This window comes from Sphingomonas sp. NPDC092440, assembly GCF_044754985.1.
Lineage (GTDB): Bacteria > Pseudomonadota > Alphaproteobacteria > Sphingomonadales > Sphingomonadaceae > Sphingomonas.
Genome location: NZ_JBIVQA010000004.1, coordinates 24,672 through 39,922 on the forward strand (window position 1 = coordinate 24,672; position 15,251 = coordinate 39,922).

Here is a 15,251-nt window from a genome sequence, read left to right on the forward strand (position 1 = left end):
GCCCGTTCCGCCAGCCTAGTCTTCAAGCGGCCGGTTGCCGACAAAGCCGAGCCTGGTGATGCCCGCGCGCTTCACCGTGGCGAGAATCCCGTCGAACCGTTCGTAGCGCGCCTCGGGATCGGTCTGCAGATGGAGGATCGCGCCCGATTTCTGCAGCGCCGCCAGCCGCTCGGGCAGCGCCGCATCGGCAAGCGCCACGCCGTTCCAATGGAGCGCGCCCTGCCGGTCGATCGCAAGGACGGAAGGCGGCAGCGGATCGGCGACCGGGTTCAGGCCCGAAGGCAGGTCGACCGGCACCTTGTGCGAGGCGATCGGGATGGCGATGATGATCACGACGAGCAGCACCAGCATCACGTCGATCAACGGAGTGATGTTGATCGCGCCGATCGGGGCGGTATCGGGAATGCGGCGAGCGCGGACGGCACGGATCATGGCACCTCTCCTCGTTATGATGATGTAACATCACATAGAGAAATGCGGATGGCAATGCCCAGCTCCCCTATCCTCTCCCCTGAAGGCGGGCACTTACCTCGCTGAGGCAAGCAGCCCCCTGTCATCTCCGCGAATACCCCTCCGTCATCGCCGCCTTCGCGGGGATGACGACTATTGGGCACGTCTTTCCCAAGGGGATAGGCGGCGGCGGAGAGCGAGGAGTCAGCCCCTCAGCAATTCTCGTATTTCCAGTTCCGCCGCTTCCCCTCGCGCATCCAGGCGACCGCCTCGGCGACGCGCTTGGCCCTGGTCTCCGGCCGCTTGGCCTCGGCGATCCATTCACAATATTCGCGGCGGCAGCTCGGCGGGAAGGCATCGAAGACGGCGGCGGCGGCATCGTCGGCCGCCAGCGCCTCGGCCAGCTCGGGCGGCACTGCCGCCTCACCCTTGGGCGCGGCGCGCGGCCGGGCGGGCTTCGCTTCGGCCGCCAGCGCCGCCGCCTCGCGGATCAGCCGCTCGACTTCGGCCGCACCAGGCAGGTCGTCCAGCGATGCGATGCGGCCGAACTGGCCCATCGCCTCGCCTTCCCTGCCGGTTTCATTGTCCTGCCGGTTCCAGAAGCCGAAGCTGGCATGCGCCTGGAACGCGGCCATGTTGGCGAAGGGCCGGCCGCCGAGCGTGAAGAAGGGGTGCGACCATTTGATCGTCTCCTCCACTTCGGGCACCGCGGCGTGGAAGCGCGCGCGAATCCATTGCAGGATCGGCCGCGCGAACGCGGCGCGGCTCTCGATATAGGCGTCTACCCGGGGATCGCTGGCCATGGGGCGGCATGTTCCGCCGCCCCCCGCGCAACGTCAATAGCGGCGCTCAGGGCTCGAGCGCGTCCCCATCGGCGTCGTCCAGATCGTCGTCGTCCGCCAGCTCGTCCTCATCGAACCCGTCCTGGATCTCGTCCTCGGAGATGGCGCGCGCGCGCTGGCCGCCGTCCTCGTCCTCCTCGCCGATCTCGTCGTCGACCATGCGCAGATCGTCTTCGTCGTCATCGGCGTCGGCGCCGAGATCGGGTGCCATGTCGGTCAGGACATTGCCGTCGCTCGGGCCGTCGGTGGTCGCCTCGAGAATCTCGGCGCGCTGGCTCTCGTCATAGCCCTCTTCGTCGAACCCGTCATCGCCTGGGCCGCGCCCCGGAACCTGATAGCCACCCATTATCCGTCCTCGCTTCACGGCGCCCGCCACGACGGCAGGCCCTTCCCAGTGCGAACGGCGATCGTGCCCGAGCGTTCCCTAGCTGGGGCGGAACATGCGTCCGCGCTCGGTCACCGCAACTACCACGAAAGCGATGAGGCCCATAAGCAGGAATCCGGTGTAGAGCGGCACGGTGGTACCGTCGAACGCCTGGCCGATCGCCGCGCCGATCAGCGCCGAGCCGAGCGTGGTGACGAAGCCCTGCAGGCTCGAGGCGGTGCCGGCGATCTCCCCCATCCGCTCCATCGCCATCGCGGAGAAATTGGACGTGGAAAGGCCCACGCATCCCATCATCAGCGCCTGGAGCAGCGTGAAGCTCCAGATCGATTCGAAGCCGCTCCAGGCCACGGCGAGGTGGATCGCGGCAAAGACGATCATGCCGGCAAGCGCCGTGTGCGAGATGCGGCGCATGCCCATCTTCATCACCAGGCGCGAGTTGAGGAACGAGCCCAGCGCCATGGTCGAGGCGACACAGGGGAAGACGACCGCCAGCAGCTCGGGCGCTTGGAACACGTCCTCCATCACCTGCTGCACCGAACCGATAAAGCCGAACATGCCGCCCGACAGCAGCATGATGCCGATCGTATAGCCCACTGCCTGGCGATCGCGCAGCATCAGGCCGTAATCGGCGAGCACCCGCGCCGGGCTGAGCGACAGCCGCCCCTCCTGCCCCAGCGTCTCGGGCATGCGCAGCCAGAACCACAGCACCACCAGGCACGCGAGCGCGGCGACGGCCCAGAAGATCAGCCGCCACGAACCGGCATAGAGGATCAACTGCCCCAGGCTCGGCGCGACGATCGGCGCGGCCATGAAGACGATGAAGGCCAGGCTCATCACCCGTGCCATCGCCCGGCCGGCGAAACAGTCGCGCACCAGCGCCACCGAGACGACGCGCGCGCCCGCCGCCGACGCGCCCATGGCCGCGCGGGCCACCAGCAGCAGCAGGAAGCTGCCCGAGAGCGCCGCCACTGCGCTCGTCACCACATAGGAGGCCAGCGCGAGCGCCAGCACCGGCCGCCGCCCGTAACGGTCCGAGAGCGGGCCATAGGCGAGCTGGGCGAAGGCGAAGCCGATCAGGAACGCGGTGACGACATATTGGCGATGATTGGGCGCGTCGACGCCCAGGCTCGCGCCGATCGCGGGCAGCGCGGGCAGCATCGAATCGATGCCGAGCGCGGTGAGCGCCATCATGGCGGCGACCAGGCTGACGAACTCGCCGAACGCGAGCGGCGCCTTGTTCTGCGCCTGCGTTGTGAGGTGCGGCTCTTCCATGCCGGCGCAAATGACGCATCCTGCCGTGCGCGTCACCCCCCAAAGCCAACGCCTTTCTTGTGCCGGCCATGCGCTTCCGTTAGTGTGTTGCCTTTGCGATACACCAATGGAGAGCGCCGATGCGTCGCCTGCCCCTTCTGCTGCTTCCCCTCGCGCTCGCCGCCTGCAACGGCGGCACCAGCACCCCGGTGACGATCGACGTGAAGTCGGACGATGGCGACAATGGCAGCTTCCGGATGGAGAACGGCACCGTCTCGATCAAGGGCGACGGCTTCCAGGGCAATTTCAGGGTGCCGCAGATCAAGATGAAGGCCGACGACGTCGATCTCGACGGCGTGAAGCTCTATCCCAAGTCCGAGATCGCCGGCTTCCACATCACCGGCAGCGACAAGCCGGGCAAGAGCAAGGACGGGGGCAAGGTGCGGATCGACTTCACCAGCCCGGCCTCGCTCGCCGCCGTCCAGAGCTGGTTCCGCGACGGCTTCACGAAGAAGGGCTTCAAGTTCGCGGCCAAGGGGGACGGCTTTGCCGGCACCACGTCGGACGGCGGCACCTTCACGCTCGACCTGAGCGCGGATGGCGGCGCGAAGGTCAAGGGCCGCATGGAGATGGCCGGCAGCTAGGGTCGGGGCGCAATCGGCAAACGCCGTCTCTCTCCGCCATTCTCCACTGCCGTCCCCGCGGCCACGAGTCCGAGCCATGCCGGCGCACCTCTTGTCGCGCCGGCACCGGCGGGTCTAACTGGGCCCAAGGAGACTCAATAGATGGCTACTGTTCTCGACGAGGTGCCCCTCGTCTCGATGGCCGAACAGGCGAACGATCCCGACGGATTCGCGCAGAAGTTCGGCCAGTCCTTCCGGCGCTTCGGCTTCGCGATGGTCGCCGACCATGGCGTGCCGCAGGAGCTGATCGATCGCGCCTGGGCGATGACCAAGGCGTTCTTCGAGCTGCCCGAGGCGGAGAAGCGCGCCTATTTCGTCGAAGGCGGCGGCGGCGCGCGCGGCTACACGCCGTTCAAGACCGAGATCGCCAAGGGCGCGCAATATGTCGACCTGAAGGAATTCTGGCATGTCGGCCGCGAGCTGACCAAGGGCCATCGCTTCGAGAACGACATGGCGCCGAACATCTGGCCGGATCGCCCCGAGGGCTTCAAGGAGACGTTCCTCGAGCTGTTCCAGGCGTTCGACGACGCGGGCGACCGGCTGCTCTCGGCGATCGCCCGCTATCTCGGCCTCCAGCCCGACTGGTTCGATCGCGCGGTGCGCGACGGCAATTCCGTGCTGCGTCTGCTCCACTATCCGCCCGTCGCCGCCGACGCGCCCGAAGTGCGGGCCGGCGCGCATGAGGACATCAACCTGATCACCCTGCTGCTCGGCGCCGAGGAAGCCGGCCTCGAGCTGCTCGACAAGGACGGCCGCTGGCTGCCGGTCAAGCCGCCCGAAGGCGCGATGGTGGTCAATGTCGGCGACATGCTGCAGCGCCTGACCAACCATTACCTGCCCTCGACCACCCACCGCGTGGTCAATCCGCCGGTCGAGCGCCGCGGCACCCCGCGTTACTCGATGCCCTTCTTCCTGCACCCGGCGCCGGACTTCCTGATCGAGACGCTGCCGTCGACGATCACCGCGGACAGCCCGAACCGCTATCCGGAGCCGATCACCGCGCATGATTATCTGTTCGAGCGGCTGGTCGAGATCGGGCTGATCAAGAAGTAAGGCCGGAGCAAAGAAATCCTCCGTCACCCTGAACTTGTTTCAGGGTCCAAGGTGCAGCTAGGTGCCGACAGCGCGGCCCCTGCTGCGCGTTGGATGCTGAAACGAGTTCAGCATGACGGGGAATGAGCTGACAATGACCGAACCGCTTCGTATCGCACTTGCAGGCCTGGGCACCGTCGGCGCGGGCGTGATCCGCCTGATCGACGCGAATGCGGCGCTGATCGCCCGCCGCGCCGGCCGGCCGATCGAAGTGGTCGCCGTCTCCGCGCGCGACCGGGCCAAGGATCGCGGCGTCGACATCACGCGCTTCGACTGGGTCGACGATACCGCCGCGCTGGCGCGCCATCCCCGGGCGGACGTGGTGGTCGAGCTGGTCGGCGGCTCGGACGGCCCCGCCCTCGCCCTGGCCCGCGCGGCGCTGAACGGCGGCAAGAGCCTGGTCACCGCCAACAAGGCGATGATCGCGCATCATGGCCTGGAGCTCGCCGCCGCCGCCGAGGATGCCGGCCTGGCGCTCAAGTTCGAAGCCGCGGTGGCGGGCGGCGTGCCGGTGATCAAGGGGCTGCGCGAAGGCGCCGCCGCCAACGAGATCGCCCGCGTCTACGGCATCCTCAACGGCACCTGCAATTTCATCCTGTCCAAGATGGAAGCCGAGGGCCGCGACTTCGCCGAGATCCTCGCCGAGGCGCAGCGCCTCGGCTATGCCGAAGCGGACCCGAGCTTCGACATCGACGGCGTCGATGCGGCGCACAAGCTCTCGATCCTCGCCAGCCTCGCCTTCGGCACCCAGCCGGCGTTCGACCGGGTGGCGATCGCCGGCGTGCGCCACGTCCTCGCGGCGGACATCGCCGAGGCCGCCTCGCTCGGCTACCGCATCCGCCTGCTCGGCATCGCCGATGCCGGCCCGGGCGGACTGTTCCAGCGCGTGCATCCGCATCTCGTGCCGCTCAGCCACCCGCTTGCCCATGTCACGGGCTCGACCAACGCGGTCGTCGCGGAGGGGAATTTCGTCGGCCGGCTGCTGTTCCAGGGCGCGGGCGCCGGCGACGGCCCGACCGCATCCGCCGTGGTGGCCGACCTGATCGACATCGCCCGCGGCGAATTCGGCCACCCTTATGCGATGCCCGCCGCGGCGCTCGCGGCGCAGGACGCGGCCGATGCCGGCGAGCGGACCGGCCGCGCCTATGTGCGCTTCACCGTGGCGGACAAGGTGGGCGTGCTCGCCGAGATCGCCGCGGCGATGCGCGATGCCGGCGTCTCGATCGAGAGCCTGATGCAGCGCGGCGCCAATCCCGACGGCAGCGTGCTCGTCGCCATCGTCACGCATGAAGGGCCGGAACGCGCGGTATCGCAGGCGCTCGACAAGCTGCGCGGCTCGGCCAGCCTGATGGGCGAGCCGATGTGGATGCACATCCTGGCCGGCTGACGGTCCGCCCGCCGCAGCTCAGTCGAGGCTGCTCTTCAGCACCTGCCGCCCCTTTTGCGGGCATACCGGCGCACCGGTGGTGCCGCAGGCCATGCCGGTGTTGCGCACCGCGTCGCGCTTGGCATCCGTGACTTCGGTGCTGGGAAGCGGCAGGCGATAGCGCCTGGCGGGATCGGCCGGCACCGCGATGGCCAGGTTGCGCGGCTGCGGCGCGGCGCGGGCGGGGATGCGGGTGACGCGCGTCACCCGCGCCCTGGCCTTGCGGCGATGCTGCGGCGGCTCGGCGGCGGGCAGGGCATTGGCGAGGGCAAGGGCGAACAGCAGCATCCGGGTCTCCGACAGGGGGGCACCGCGCTCAACGCGCGGCGCGGCGCCGGTTTCCCTCGGGTTTTCTCAGGGCGCCAGTTCGCGGCGGACGGTGCGCACCCCGCGCGCGTTGACGCTCATCGTCACGCCCGCAAAGCCGCAGCGCACCAGGAACGCGCCCTCGCCGCAGGGCGCGCGTCCGTCCGCCCCGTCGAACAGCCGGTTGAGCCGCCCCTGGTCGGTATCGGGTCCATTGTACGTCGTGGTCAGCGGCACCCGGTATTTGTCCGCCTCGCGCCGCGAGCAGACGACGATCTCGCTCTCGTCGCGCGCGCGCCGGCATGCGGGATTGGCCGACCAGCGCTGGCGGTGGGCCTCCATCACCTGCGCCGGCGACGGATCATTGCTCTGGGCAAGCAGAAACAGGGCGATCATCAGCATGTGCACGTCCTCCGCCCCCGGATTTCGTTTCACTAGCGGCAAGTTGTGACCGAATTGGGAACGGCCGCATGCTGACAACGTTAGCGGAATCGACAAGCGCCACGGCGCTGCCTAATCGCCGCCGCAAGTCCAATCACCCGGGGTATCCCATTCCCATGCAGCAGACCGCCAGCCACGCCCTCGATCGCGTCCTCGTCCTCGAAATGGTGCGCGTGACCGAAGCGGCGGCGATCGCCGCCTCCACCCTGGTCGGCCGCGGCGACGAGAAGGCGGCCGATGCCGCCGCCGTCGAGGCGATGCGCGACGCGCTCAACAAGCTCTATCTCGACGGCACCGTCGTGATCGGCGAAGGCGAACGGGACGAGGCCCCGATGCTCTATATCGGCGAGAAGGTGGGCGCGGCACAGGGCAAGGGCCCAGCGATCGACATCGCGCTCGACCCGCTCGAAGGCACCACCATCTGCGCCAAGGCCGGCCCCAATGCGCTGGCGGTGCTCGCGGTGGCGGAGAAGGGCGGCCTGCTCAACGCACCCGACGTCTATATGGACAAGATCGCGGTCGGCTCCGGCTATCCCGAGGGCGTGATCGACCTGAACAAGTCGCCGACCGAGAATGTGCGAGCGATCGCCGCCGCCAAGGGCGTGCAGCCGCACGAGATCATCGCCTGCGTGCTCGATCGCCCGCGCCACGAGAAGCTGATCGCCGAGCTGCGCGACGTCGGTTGCGGCGTGGTGCTGATCGGCGACGGCGACGTGGCCGGCGTGATCGCCACCACCGATCCCGAGACGACGATCGACGTCTATATGGGCCAGGGCGGCGCCCCCGAGGGCGTACTCGCCTGCGCGGCGCTGCGCTGCGTCGGCGGCCAGTTCAAGGGCCGGCTGGTCTTCCGCAACGACGACGAGCGCCAGCGCGCGCGGAAATGGGGGATCGAGGATCTCGACAAGATCTACGACCTTACCGAGCTCGCCAAGGGCGACTGCATCTTCGCTGCGACGGGCGTGACCGATGGCTCGCTGCTCGAGGGCGTGAAGCGTTTCGCCAACAAGATGACCACCGAGAGCGTGGTGATGCGCGCCCATTCCGGCACGGTCCGCTGGGTGAAGGGCGAGCACCGGCTCTGAGCGGCATCGCGCGGTACCGTGCTGCGGCTGCCAATGCCGTCATGCCGCACGCGCTTCGGCATCCAACGCACCGCAGATAGCGTCGCGCGATCGCTTGGGTTGAGTGCCCGGAGCAGCCCTTGAAACTTTGTCCGTCATCCCCGCCTTCGCGGGGATGACGATTATTGGAAGGCCCTTGTCTCAAGGGATAGCCGCCAAACCCACCCCGAATGACGCAGGGATGCGCCCGCCTTGCAATGTAGGCTTCCGCATGGCGTGCTCGCCCGGCCGCGTGCACTGCCGGGCCGCTCTTTCAACCGTAGGAAATATAGGACGCCTGGCACCAGGGCGCCGGGCAACGAAGTTGCGCAGGCCCTGCCCGGCACAAGCCATTGGACGTCGGGACCTTCGGGACTTTCCAAGTGATTCGCGCCGTAGCCGTATAGGAAGATTCTACCCCGCCGCGGCCAGCCCGTGCGCCGCCGCGAAGGGCAGCCATAGCGAGACGCGCGCATCGTCCGGCAGCGGCATCGCCCGCGCCGGATCCTCGGGAAGCATGGTCAGCCAGTCATATTGCCATGGCTCGAGCGGCAGGCAGGCGACGCGGTACTGCGCGCGGGCGACCGCGAGCAGCATCGGCTCCGGGCGTGGCGGGATCGGCTCGCCCCCGGCCAGCATCGCGCTGAAGTCGAAGGGCAAGGCAAGCAGCCGGGCAGAGTCGGGCCGATACCAGCGCCGGGTCGCGGCCAGCGCGAGCAGCTCGGCCAGCACCGGATCCATGCCCGGCCAGGCCGGGGCTTCGCGCTCGATCCCGCGGGCACGGTGGACTTCGGCCTTGGTCCGCTCGATCCGCGCCAGTGCGGCGGGAATGGCGCCGACGTCCTGGGCTCCGCCCGGCGGCCGCGACGCCTCCAGCCAGGCGGGAAAGCCGGCGCCGAAATCGTAGAGCGTATAGCTGCGCGACGGCTGCGCGGCGATATAGCCCCGGGCGAACAGGCCGAAGGCGGTCGGCCCGGCCAGCGCCGCGAGCAGGGGATATTCGCGCTCCAGGCACTCGGTCAGCCGCTGGCGATAGCCGCGGGCATAGATCTGGACCCGATCCTCCGCGGTCAGCCGGTTATCGCCCCGGACATGGTCGCGCGCATCGCGATCGGAAGCGGCGAGGATCGCTTCCTGCATCCAGTCCTGCAGCGCGGCGAGCTCAGGCGGCAAGCGACAGCCCCTCGCGCACGCGCCGCGCCTTGGCCAGCTCGGCTGCGACCACGGCGAATTCGGGAATGTCGGCATCCCATTCGACCATCGTGGCGACCGGTCCGCAGCGTTCCCAGACCCGGGCATAGAGCGGCCACACCGCATCGGGCACCGGCGCGTCATGGGTATCGATCAGATGGGTGCCATGGTCGCTCGGCCCGGCGAGATGGACCTGCACGACATGCTCGGCGGGGATTACCTCGAGATAGGCGAGCGGATCGAGCGCGTGGTTGAAGCTCGAGACATGGACGTTGTTGACGTCGAGCAGCAACCCGCAGCCGGTCGCCGCGCACAATCGCGCCAGGAACTCGGCCTCGGGCATCTGGCTGGCGCGGAACTCCAGATAGGTGCTCGGATTCTCGACGATCAGCGGCCGGCCCAGGAAATCCTGCACTTGGGCCACCCGGTCCGCGACATGCGCCAGCGCCGCCTGGGTGAGCGGCATCGGCAGCAGATCATGGCTGTTCACGCCCTGCACACCGGTCCAGCACAGATGGTCCGAGATCCAGAGCGGCCGGAAGCGCTCGGCCAGGGCGCGCAGCTTGGCGAGATAGGCCATGTCGAGCGGCGCGGTGCTGCCGATCGACAGCGACACGCCGTGCAGCACCACCGGCCGGTGCGCCGCGACATGCTCGAACACGCGCATGCCATAGCCGGCATTGTCGAGCAGATTCTCGGTGATCGCCTCGAACCAGTCGACGCCCCAGGCTTCCGGGGGCGTCAACATCAGGTGGGGGAAATGCTCCTCGCGCAGCCCCAGCCCGTCGCCGGGATTGGGCAGGCCGAGCCGAGGCTGCGTCATCGCCTCCCCTCCTTTAGGTCGAGGGCGGATAGGCGAGGCGCAGGTCGTTCGGCGCCTGCTGGACAAGGCCCGGCACCGGCTTGTCCGGATCGCCATTGACCTTGTAGGCCACGACCTTGGCAAAGGCCTGGAAGGCGATGTCCTCCACCTTGTCGCCTTCCTTGAAGTCGATCGTGGCGATCTTCTTCGAGGAAGGCGCGCCGCAGCCCGAGGGGGTGGGCGACGGCGAGGGCGACGGGGTGCCGCACAGATTCTTGTCCGCCTGGGCCTTTGGAGCGCCGCAGAGCACCGGCTTGGAACTGCCGACCAGCGCCCAGACCTCCATCGAGCCCGATTTGGGATAGAGCTGGAGCGCCGAGATCGGCACCGCGCAGCCGCCGAAGCCGCCGCAGATATTGTCGCTCGGCGCAGTGTACATCGGGCCGCTCGGCGTCGGCGTCGGCGATGGCGTGGGGGTGCCGCACAGCCCGCCATAGGTGCGCATCGTCACCGCCGAGCAGCCGCCACCCTTCACCGTGGTCGGCGTGCCGCAGCCGCCGCCCGCGACCGGGTTCGCCTTGGGCGCGTTCGAGGTCTTGGAGGAAGCGGCGCCGCAGCCGCTGCTCGCCCCGCCGCAGCTGCCGCCGCCGCTGGTGAGCTGGACGAAGCCGCAGCCGCCCTGCCCCTTGCACAGGTTCGAGCCGCGGCAGGTGTGGTAGATCGAAGTCTGGGCGCAGGCATTGGTGCCCCATTTGCCCCCGACCTCGGCCAGGTCGAGGCCCTGGCAGGCATGGTTGACGATGTTCGAATCCGGCTCGCCGACGCCGACCGAAAGGTCCGGCGTCCGGCCGAACACCGCCCAGGCAGTCGACATGCGGTCGCCCGATCCCGCCATCGAGGGGAAGGGGAAGGACACGGTGGCGCCGGCCGGGTTCCAATAGCTGTCGAGCACGGTGGTGACGCCCTTGATCGCGCCGCACACCGCCTGGCTCATCTTCTGGAAGCTGGCGGCGCTGTCCGCGCCGTTCTTCAGGCTGTTGAGCGCATGGGCGATCTGCTCGGGCGTGGCCAGGCCATAGGGATTGTCCTTGGGATCATAGCCCTCGGTGGTCAGGTCCGCCGCGGTCCATTTGCCGATCCTGGGCGAGTGATCCCAGGTCTCGAGCCCGCCGCTGCCGCGAATGTCCTCGATCTCGCGGAAGCGGGTGTAATGGTCGATCCCGTCATTGTCGGCGCGCGCCGCGGCATCGGACGAGGGGATCAGCTTGCCGGTCTGCGAATAGCTCGGATAGTCCGAGGCGAGCGCGTCGCGGTCCGGGCAGTAATGCGGGCTCACCGCGCCCTGGACGAGCTTGGCGGCATCGTCCTTCAGCCGCTGGCCCTTCTCGTCATAGCGTGCGCCCAGCGTGGCGCCCTCGCCCTGGTCGGTGATCGCGTTCATCATGTTGAGCGCCTGTTTCAGCGCGATCTCGGGATCGGTGAGCGCGATCGTGGTCTCGAAGCCCATGAACTCGCGCATCGGATGGCCGGGGAAGCTGAAATTGTTGAACAGGTCGTTCTGCTGGCCCGAGGCGTCCATCACATGGTCCCAGAGCCGCGACCCGTCCTCATAGGTGATCAGCAGATAGTCGCGATAGCATTGGTACATATAGCCGATCGAGCCGAACATGATGTGCGCGTCGAGCTCGGCCGCGGTCGTGTATTTGAACGGCACCTTGGGGAAATATCGCTCCTGGTTGCGAACGATGTCCTTCTCGGCCGTTTCCTGCGGCTGCTCGATGGCGAGGAACAGCTTGATCCGCTCCTCGTCGAGCGGGCCGACATTGACCTTCACGTCCTTGAACCGGTTGGTGTCCGTCAGGTCGACGACACCCGGGATCCGGGTGAGCTTGGGGCCATAGCAGGTCCAGCCATGATCGCCGCTCTGCAGCGCAGTGGCGGTGAAGCTCGGCACGGCGCCGATCGCGGTGGCGAGATTGGCCGCCATCTGGAGGTGGAGCATCTCCTGGATGAACACCGAGAAGACGATGTTGAACGCCTTCTTGTTGCCCCAGCCCTTCTTGCCGGGCTTGTGCTCGAAGATCGCGCTGGTCTTGGCGCCCGGCCATTGCCGGCCCTTGTAGAAGCTGTTCCCCTGGCTGGTGATGGGGTGCATGCCGGTGATCGAATAGAGCGAGGTCATGTAGAGCGGGATGGTGAACAGCTCGACATTGACCGCCGCCTGCGCGATCCAACGCACCACCAGCGTATCGGTCTCGAGGAATTTGAGAGGGCGCGCGGACAGTTCGCCCGGCTTGTGCGTCAGATGCATGGCAATTTCCCCCAAGCTTCGCGAAAGCCCGCGATGGCAATGGGTTCCTCCAACAGAATTGGCACGTCAATCGACGAAAGAACCAATATAGTTGCATGCGATATTTGTTACGCCTGACAGTCAATTTACGCTTTTCTTGAACCATCTCCTCATACTTGCCTCGCCGTGCGGTGGCGCTATCCCGCTGCGGGTTCGCAAGGAGGGAGCGGGACATGGATGCGCGCATGGCGCCGGCGCTGCTGGTCGCATCGCTGGCAGTACTCGCCTGGTTCCGGCGGAACGACGTGCGCGGCTTCGGGCGCCTCCGCGCGATCGAGGACACGCAAGAGCGCCAGCGCGCCTTCCTGCGCTGGACCCGCAACGCCTGCGCCCTGTATCTGGGGGTGCCGCTGATCGGGCTGGCGCTGCTCGGCAGGCTCGATGCGCTCTGGACCTTTCCCGATGCATTCGCCCCGCTGACCCCGGCAATGCCAGACTTTCGCATCGGCAGCCCCCTGGTCCTCGGGCTCATGGTCGGGGCGCTGTTCGGGGGAGGCGCGCTGGGGGCAATGCTGCGGCTCGGGCGCCGCCGCCCCGCCAGGCCGGCGCTGGACATCACCGCGATGCTGCCGCGCAACCGGGCCGAGCTGCTCCGCGTCGTGCCGCTGGCCGTCAATGCCGGGATCAGCGAGGAGATATTCTTCCGCCTCTATCTGCCGCTCCTGATCGTCCTGAGCGGCGGCGCTCCGGCATTCGCCTTCATCGCCTCGACGCTGCTCTTCGGGCTGCTCCATCGCTACCAGGGATGGCTGGGCATGGCGCTGGCGACTCTGCTCGCGGCGTTGTTCGCGGCGCTCTATCTGGGCACCGGCGGACTGGCGGCGCCGATCTTCGTCCACCTGCTCATCGACTTCAACGCGCTGGTCCTGCGTCCCGCCATCGCCCTGCGGTTTCCCGCGCGACCCGATTGACACCAGCAACACACCAAGTACGCCCTCCTCCCAATTCCGGTTCCGATGGAGGTTCGCATGCGGTTGGTCAGTCTCTTCGCCCTGGCGGTCGCCGCCGCACCGGTCGCCGCGCTGCCCGCGCGCCAGGCCGCTCCCGCCGCCCCGGCCCAGGCCGAGGGGTCGCCCTTCGTGATGGAGGAGGCGATGATCCCGATGCGCGACGGGGCGAAGCTCCACACGGTGATCCTGCGCCCCCGCGATCAGAAGGGCCCGCTGCCGATCCTGTTCAGCCGCACGCCCTATGGCGCCTCGGCCCGCGCGCCGCAGAGCGTGCCGGCCAGCTGGGCGGCGCTGGCCCGCGACGGCTATGTCTTCGTCTCGCAGGACATGCGCGGCCGCTTCCAGTCCGAGGGCGGCCCCTTCACGCTCTCCACCGAGATCAGGACCGGCAAGAACGCCGTCGACGAATCGACCGACGCCTATGATTCGATCGACTGGCTGGTGAAGAATGTGAAGCCCAACAACGGCAAGGTCGGCATGTGGGGCGTCTCCTATCCCGGCTTCACCGCCGCGGTCGCGCTCGCCCGCCCGCATCCGGCGCTCAAGGCGGTGAGCCCGCAGGCCGCCTGGACCGACTATTGGAAGAATGACGACCTGCACCGCTGGGGCGCGATGCGCCTCACTTATGCCAGCGACTGGGTGAACAGCCTCCAGGCCGACAAGACCAATGCCGGCATCGACCTGTACGACCGCTACGACACCTATGAATGGTTCCTCAAGGCGGGCTCGCCGGCGGACATCGAGGAGAAGTATTTCAAGGGCCGGGTGCCGCGCTACCGCGAGATGATCGAGCATCCCGACTATGACGAATTCTGGAAGAAGCAGGTCTGGTCGGACACGCTGAAGCGCACCACCGTGCCGACGCTCAACGTCGCCGGCTATTGGGACCAGGAAGACCCCTGGGGCAGCTGGCAGATCTTCTACAAGCAGCGCGAGAATGATCCGGACAGGCTCGCGCTGATGGTCGCCGGCCCGTGGAACCATGGCAGCTGGCGTTCGCCCGGCAACGCCCTCGGCCGCGTCCCGTTCGGCGTCGACAGCGGCACCCAGTTCATGGAGCAGGTCGAGGCGCCCTTCTTCGCCTATTGGCTGCACGGCAAGGGCACCAAACCCGATTATGCGCTGAAGAGCTTCCAGTCGGGCAGCTGGCAGTGGAAGACCTATAGCCAATGGCCGCTCGCCGGCGCGGCGCGCCGCAGCCTGTTCCTCCATGCCGATGGCAGCGTCTCGTTCCAGGCGCCGGCCGCAGGCGAGGGCTGCCGCGAATATATCTCCGACCCGGCCAACCCGGTGCCCTTCCGCCCGCGCCCGATGTCGGCCACCTATGCGACGCCGGACTGGCGCTGGTGGGAAACCGAGGACCAGCGCTTCGTCGAATATCGGCCGGACGTGCTCAGCTATGTCAGCGCCCCGCTCGACGGCGACCTGACAGTGACCGGCGCGATCACCGCCAGCCTGATGGCCGCGACCAGCGGCACCGACAGCGACTTCGTGGTCAAGCTGATCGACGTCTTCCCCGAGGACTATGAGAAGCCGCCGACTGCGCTCGGCGCCTATGCCAAGGGGCTGAACGGCTATCAGCTGCCGATCGCGATGGAAGTCCGCCGCGGCCGCTATCTCCAGTCGTTCGAGAAGGCGACGCCGCTGGTGCCCAACCAGGTCACCGACTGGTCGATCCCGCTGCGCGACCACGACCATGTCTTCAAGAAGGGCCACCGGATCATGGTCCAGATCCAGTCGAGCTGGTTCCCCATGATCGATCGCAACCCGCAGACCTTCGTGCCGAACATCTACAAGGCCAGGCCGGGCGATTACCGGAAGGCGACGCAGAAGGTGTGCGCCGGCTCGGCGATCATGCTGCCGGTGGTGGGGAACTAGGACGAATCGACATTCAGCTCTGTCCCTTCCACGCCCGGTGGCGAGGGACGGAAGCTGCATGTCGAAGCCTCTCCCTTCCGCCATGCCGAACTTGTTTCAGC

15 protein-coding genes are annotated in these 15,251 nt (G+C 67.9%); 6 read left to right on the plus strand and 9 right to left on the minus strand.

Annotated features, from left to right (window positions below; translation table 11 throughout):
• Positions 1–15: 15 nt before the first annotated feature.
• The 4 genes from ACIQCS_RS07805 to ACIQCS_RS07820 all read right to left on the minus strand — a co-directional run bounded on the left by ACIQCS_RS07805 (position 16) and on the right by ACIQCS_RS07820 (position 2,949).
• Positions 16–432: a biopolymer transporter ExbD gene (locus ACIQCS_RS07805; protein ID WP_345849790.1), complete on the minus strand. Its 417-nt coding sequence runs from the start codon at positions 430–432 to the stop codon at positions 16–18.
• Between the two features lie 230 nt (positions 433–662).
• A complete protein-coding gene (locus tag ACIQCS_RS07810) occupies positions 663–1,253 on the minus strand; it encodes a YdeI/OmpD-associated family protein (protein WP_345849789.1) in 591 nt (196 codons plus the stop codon).
• A 46-nt stretch (positions 1,254–1,299) separates the two neighbouring features.
• The gene (locus ACIQCS_RS07815) at positions 1,300–1,638 is read right to left on the minus strand and encodes a DNA primase (protein WP_345849788.1); all 339 of its coding nucleotides are present in this window, start codon (positions 1,636–1,638) and stop codon (positions 1,300–1,302) included.
• 78 nt (positions 1,639–1,716) lie between these two features.
• On the minus strand, positions 1,717–2,949 hold the full coding sequence (locus ACIQCS_RS07820; protein ID WP_345849787.1) for a multidrug effflux MFS transporter: 1,233 nt from the start codon (positions 2,947–2,949) through the stop codon (positions 1,717–1,719).
• A 119-nt stretch (positions 2,950–3,068) separates the two neighbouring features.
• Between ACIQCS_RS07820 and ACIQCS_RS07825 the strand changes: the two genes are divergently transcribed.
• From ACIQCS_RS07825 to ACIQCS_RS07835, 3 genes are all read left to right on the plus strand, one after another.
• Positions 3,069–3,572, plus strand: coding sequence for a hypothetical protein (locus tag ACIQCS_RS07825; protein WP_345849786.1), 504 nt, complete (start codon positions 3,069–3,071; stop codon positions 3,570–3,572).
• 141 nt (positions 3,573–3,713) lie between these two features.
• On the plus strand, positions 3,714–4,664 hold the full coding sequence (locus ACIQCS_RS07830) for a 2-oxoglutarate and iron-dependent oxygenase domain-containing protein (RefSeq protein WP_345849785.1): 951 nt from the start codon (positions 3,714–3,716) through the stop codon (positions 4,662–4,664).
• 133 nt (positions 4,665–4,797) lie between these two features.
• On the plus strand, positions 4,798–6,090 hold the full coding sequence (locus tag ACIQCS_RS07835) for a homoserine dehydrogenase (RefSeq protein ID WP_345849784.1): 1,293 nt from the start codon (positions 4,798–4,800) through the stop codon (positions 6,088–6,090).
• A gap of 18 nt (positions 6,091–6,108) precedes the next feature.
• Here ACIQCS_RS07835 and ACIQCS_RS07840 read toward each other — a convergent pair whose 3' ends face one another.
• A complete protein-coding gene (locus tag ACIQCS_RS07840; protein WP_345849783.1) occupies positions 6,109–6,417 on the minus strand; it encodes a hypothetical protein in 309 nt (102 codons plus the stop codon).
• A gap of 66 nt (positions 6,418–6,483) precedes the next feature.
• Positions 6,484–6,837 carry a hypothetical protein gene (locus tag ACIQCS_RS07845; RefSeq protein WP_345849782.1) on the minus strand — a complete coding sequence of 118 codons (354 nt, stop codon included), beginning with the start codon at positions 6,835–6,837 and terminating at the stop codon, positions 6,484–6,486.
• Positions 6,838–6,992: 155 nt separating this feature from the next.
• Between ACIQCS_RS07845 and glpX the strand changes: the two genes are divergently transcribed.
• A complete protein-coding gene (gene glpX, locus ACIQCS_RS07850) occupies positions 6,993–7,961 on the plus strand; it encodes a class II fructose-bisphosphatase (RefSeq protein ID WP_345849781.1) in 969 nt (322 codons plus the stop codon).
• Positions 7,962–8,393: 432 nt separating this feature from the next.
• On the opposite strand, the gene ACIQCS_RS07855 is transcribed toward glpX, so the two are convergent.
• Genes ACIQCS_RS07855 through ACIQCS_RS07865 form a run of 3 tightly spaced genes read right to left on the minus strand, consistent with a single transcriptional unit; the run spans position 8,394 to position 12,283 of the window.
• Positions 8,394–9,152, minus strand: coding sequence for a DNA-binding domain-containing protein (locus tag ACIQCS_RS07855; RefSeq protein ID WP_345849780.1), 759 nt, complete (start codon positions 9,150–9,152; stop codon positions 8,394–8,396).
• Positions 9,142–9,993 carry a DUF692 domain-containing protein gene (locus ACIQCS_RS07860; protein WP_345849779.1) on the minus strand — a complete coding sequence of 284 codons (852 nt, stop codon included), beginning with the start codon at positions 9,991–9,993 and terminating at the stop codon, positions 9,142–9,144. Before ACIQCS_RS07860 ends, ACIQCS_RS07855 begins: the two co-directional genes overlap by 11 nt.
• Positions 9,994–10,006: 13 nt before the next feature.
• Positions 10,007–12,283 (minus strand): ferritin-like domain-containing protein, encoded by a 2,277-nt coding sequence (locus ACIQCS_RS07865; RefSeq protein ID WP_345849778.1) that lies wholly within the window; start codon positions 12,281–12,283, stop codon positions 10,007–10,009.
• A gap of 212 nt (positions 12,284–12,495) precedes the next feature.
• On the opposite strand from ACIQCS_RS07865, the gene ACIQCS_RS07870 reads away from it, so the two are divergent.
• Both ACIQCS_RS07870 and ACIQCS_RS07875 read left to right on the plus strand, forming a co-directional pair.
• Positions 12,496–13,233 (plus strand): CPBP family intramembrane glutamic endopeptidase, encoded by a 738-nt coding sequence (locus ACIQCS_RS07870; protein WP_345849777.1) that lies wholly within the window; start codon positions 12,496–12,498, stop codon positions 13,231–13,233.
• A gap of 57 nt (positions 13,234–13,290) precedes the next feature.
• Complete coding sequence (locus ACIQCS_RS07875; protein ID WP_345849776.1) at positions 13,291–15,150, plus strand: CocE/NonD family hydrolase; 1,860 nt, start codon at positions 13,291–13,293, stop codon at positions 15,148–15,150.
• Positions 15,151–15,251 lie beyond the last annotated feature (101 nt).

What these genes read in the sequence shown, in the direction of transcription:
- ACIQCS_RS07840 (WP_345849783.1), bottom strand. Translation starts at nt 6,417, where the DNA reads ATGCTGCTGTTCGCCCTTGCCCTCGCCAATGCCCTGCCCGCCGCCGAG.
- ACIQCS_RS07870 (WP_345849777.1), top strand. Translation starts at nt 12,496, where the DNA reads ATGGATGCGCGCATGGCGCCGGCGCTGCTGGTCGCATCGCTGGCAGTA.
- glpX (WP_345849781.1), top strand. Translation starts at nt 6,993, where the DNA reads ATGCAGCAGACCGCCAGCCACGCCCTCGATCGCGTCCTCGTCCTCGAA.
- ACIQCS_RS07835 (WP_345849784.1), top strand. Translation starts at nt 4,798, where the DNA reads ATGACCGAACCGCTTCGTATCGCACTTGCAGGCCTGGGCACCGTCGGC.
- ACIQCS_RS07810 (WP_345849789.1), bottom strand. Translation starts at nt 1,253, where the DNA reads ATGGCCAGCGATCCCCGGGTAGACGCCTATATCGAGAGCCGCGCCGCG.
- ACIQCS_RS07820 (WP_345849787.1), bottom strand. Translation starts at nt 2,949, where the DNA reads ATGGAAGAGCCGCACCTCACAACGCAGGCGCAGAACAAGGCGCCGCTC.
- ACIQCS_RS07805 (WP_345849790.1), bottom strand. Translation starts at nt 432, where the DNA reads ATGATCCGTGCCGTCCGCGCTCGCCGCATTCCCGATACCGCCCCGATC.
- ACIQCS_RS07845 (WP_345849782.1), bottom strand. Translation starts at nt 6,837, where the DNA reads ATGCTGATGATCGCCCTGTTTCTGCTTGCCCAGAGCAATGATCCGTCG.
- ACIQCS_RS07875 (WP_345849776.1), top strand. Translation starts at nt 13,291, where the DNA reads ATGCGGTTGGTCAGTCTCTTCGCCCTGGCGGTCGCCGCCGCACCGGTC.
- ACIQCS_RS07830 (WP_345849785.1), top strand. Translation starts at nt 3,714, where the DNA reads ATGGCTACTGTTCTCGACGAGGTGCCCCTCGTCTCGATGGCCGAACAG.
- ACIQCS_RS07815 (WP_345849788.1), bottom strand. Translation starts at nt 1,638, where the DNA reads ATGGGTGGCTATCAGGTTCCGGGGCGCGGCCCAGGCGATGACGGGTTC.
- ACIQCS_RS07865 (WP_345849778.1), bottom strand. Translation starts at nt 12,283, where the DNA reads ATGCATCTGACGCACAAGCCGGGCGAACTGTCCGCGCGCCCTCTCAAA.
- ACIQCS_RS07860 (WP_345849779.1), bottom strand. Translation starts at nt 9,993, where the DNA reads ATGACGCAGCCTCGGCTCGGCCTGCCCAATCCCGGCGACGGGCTGGGG.
- ACIQCS_RS07825 (WP_345849786.1), top strand. Translation starts at nt 3,069, where the DNA reads ATGCGTCGCCTGCCCCTTCTGCTGCTTCCCCTCGCGCTCGCCGCCTGC.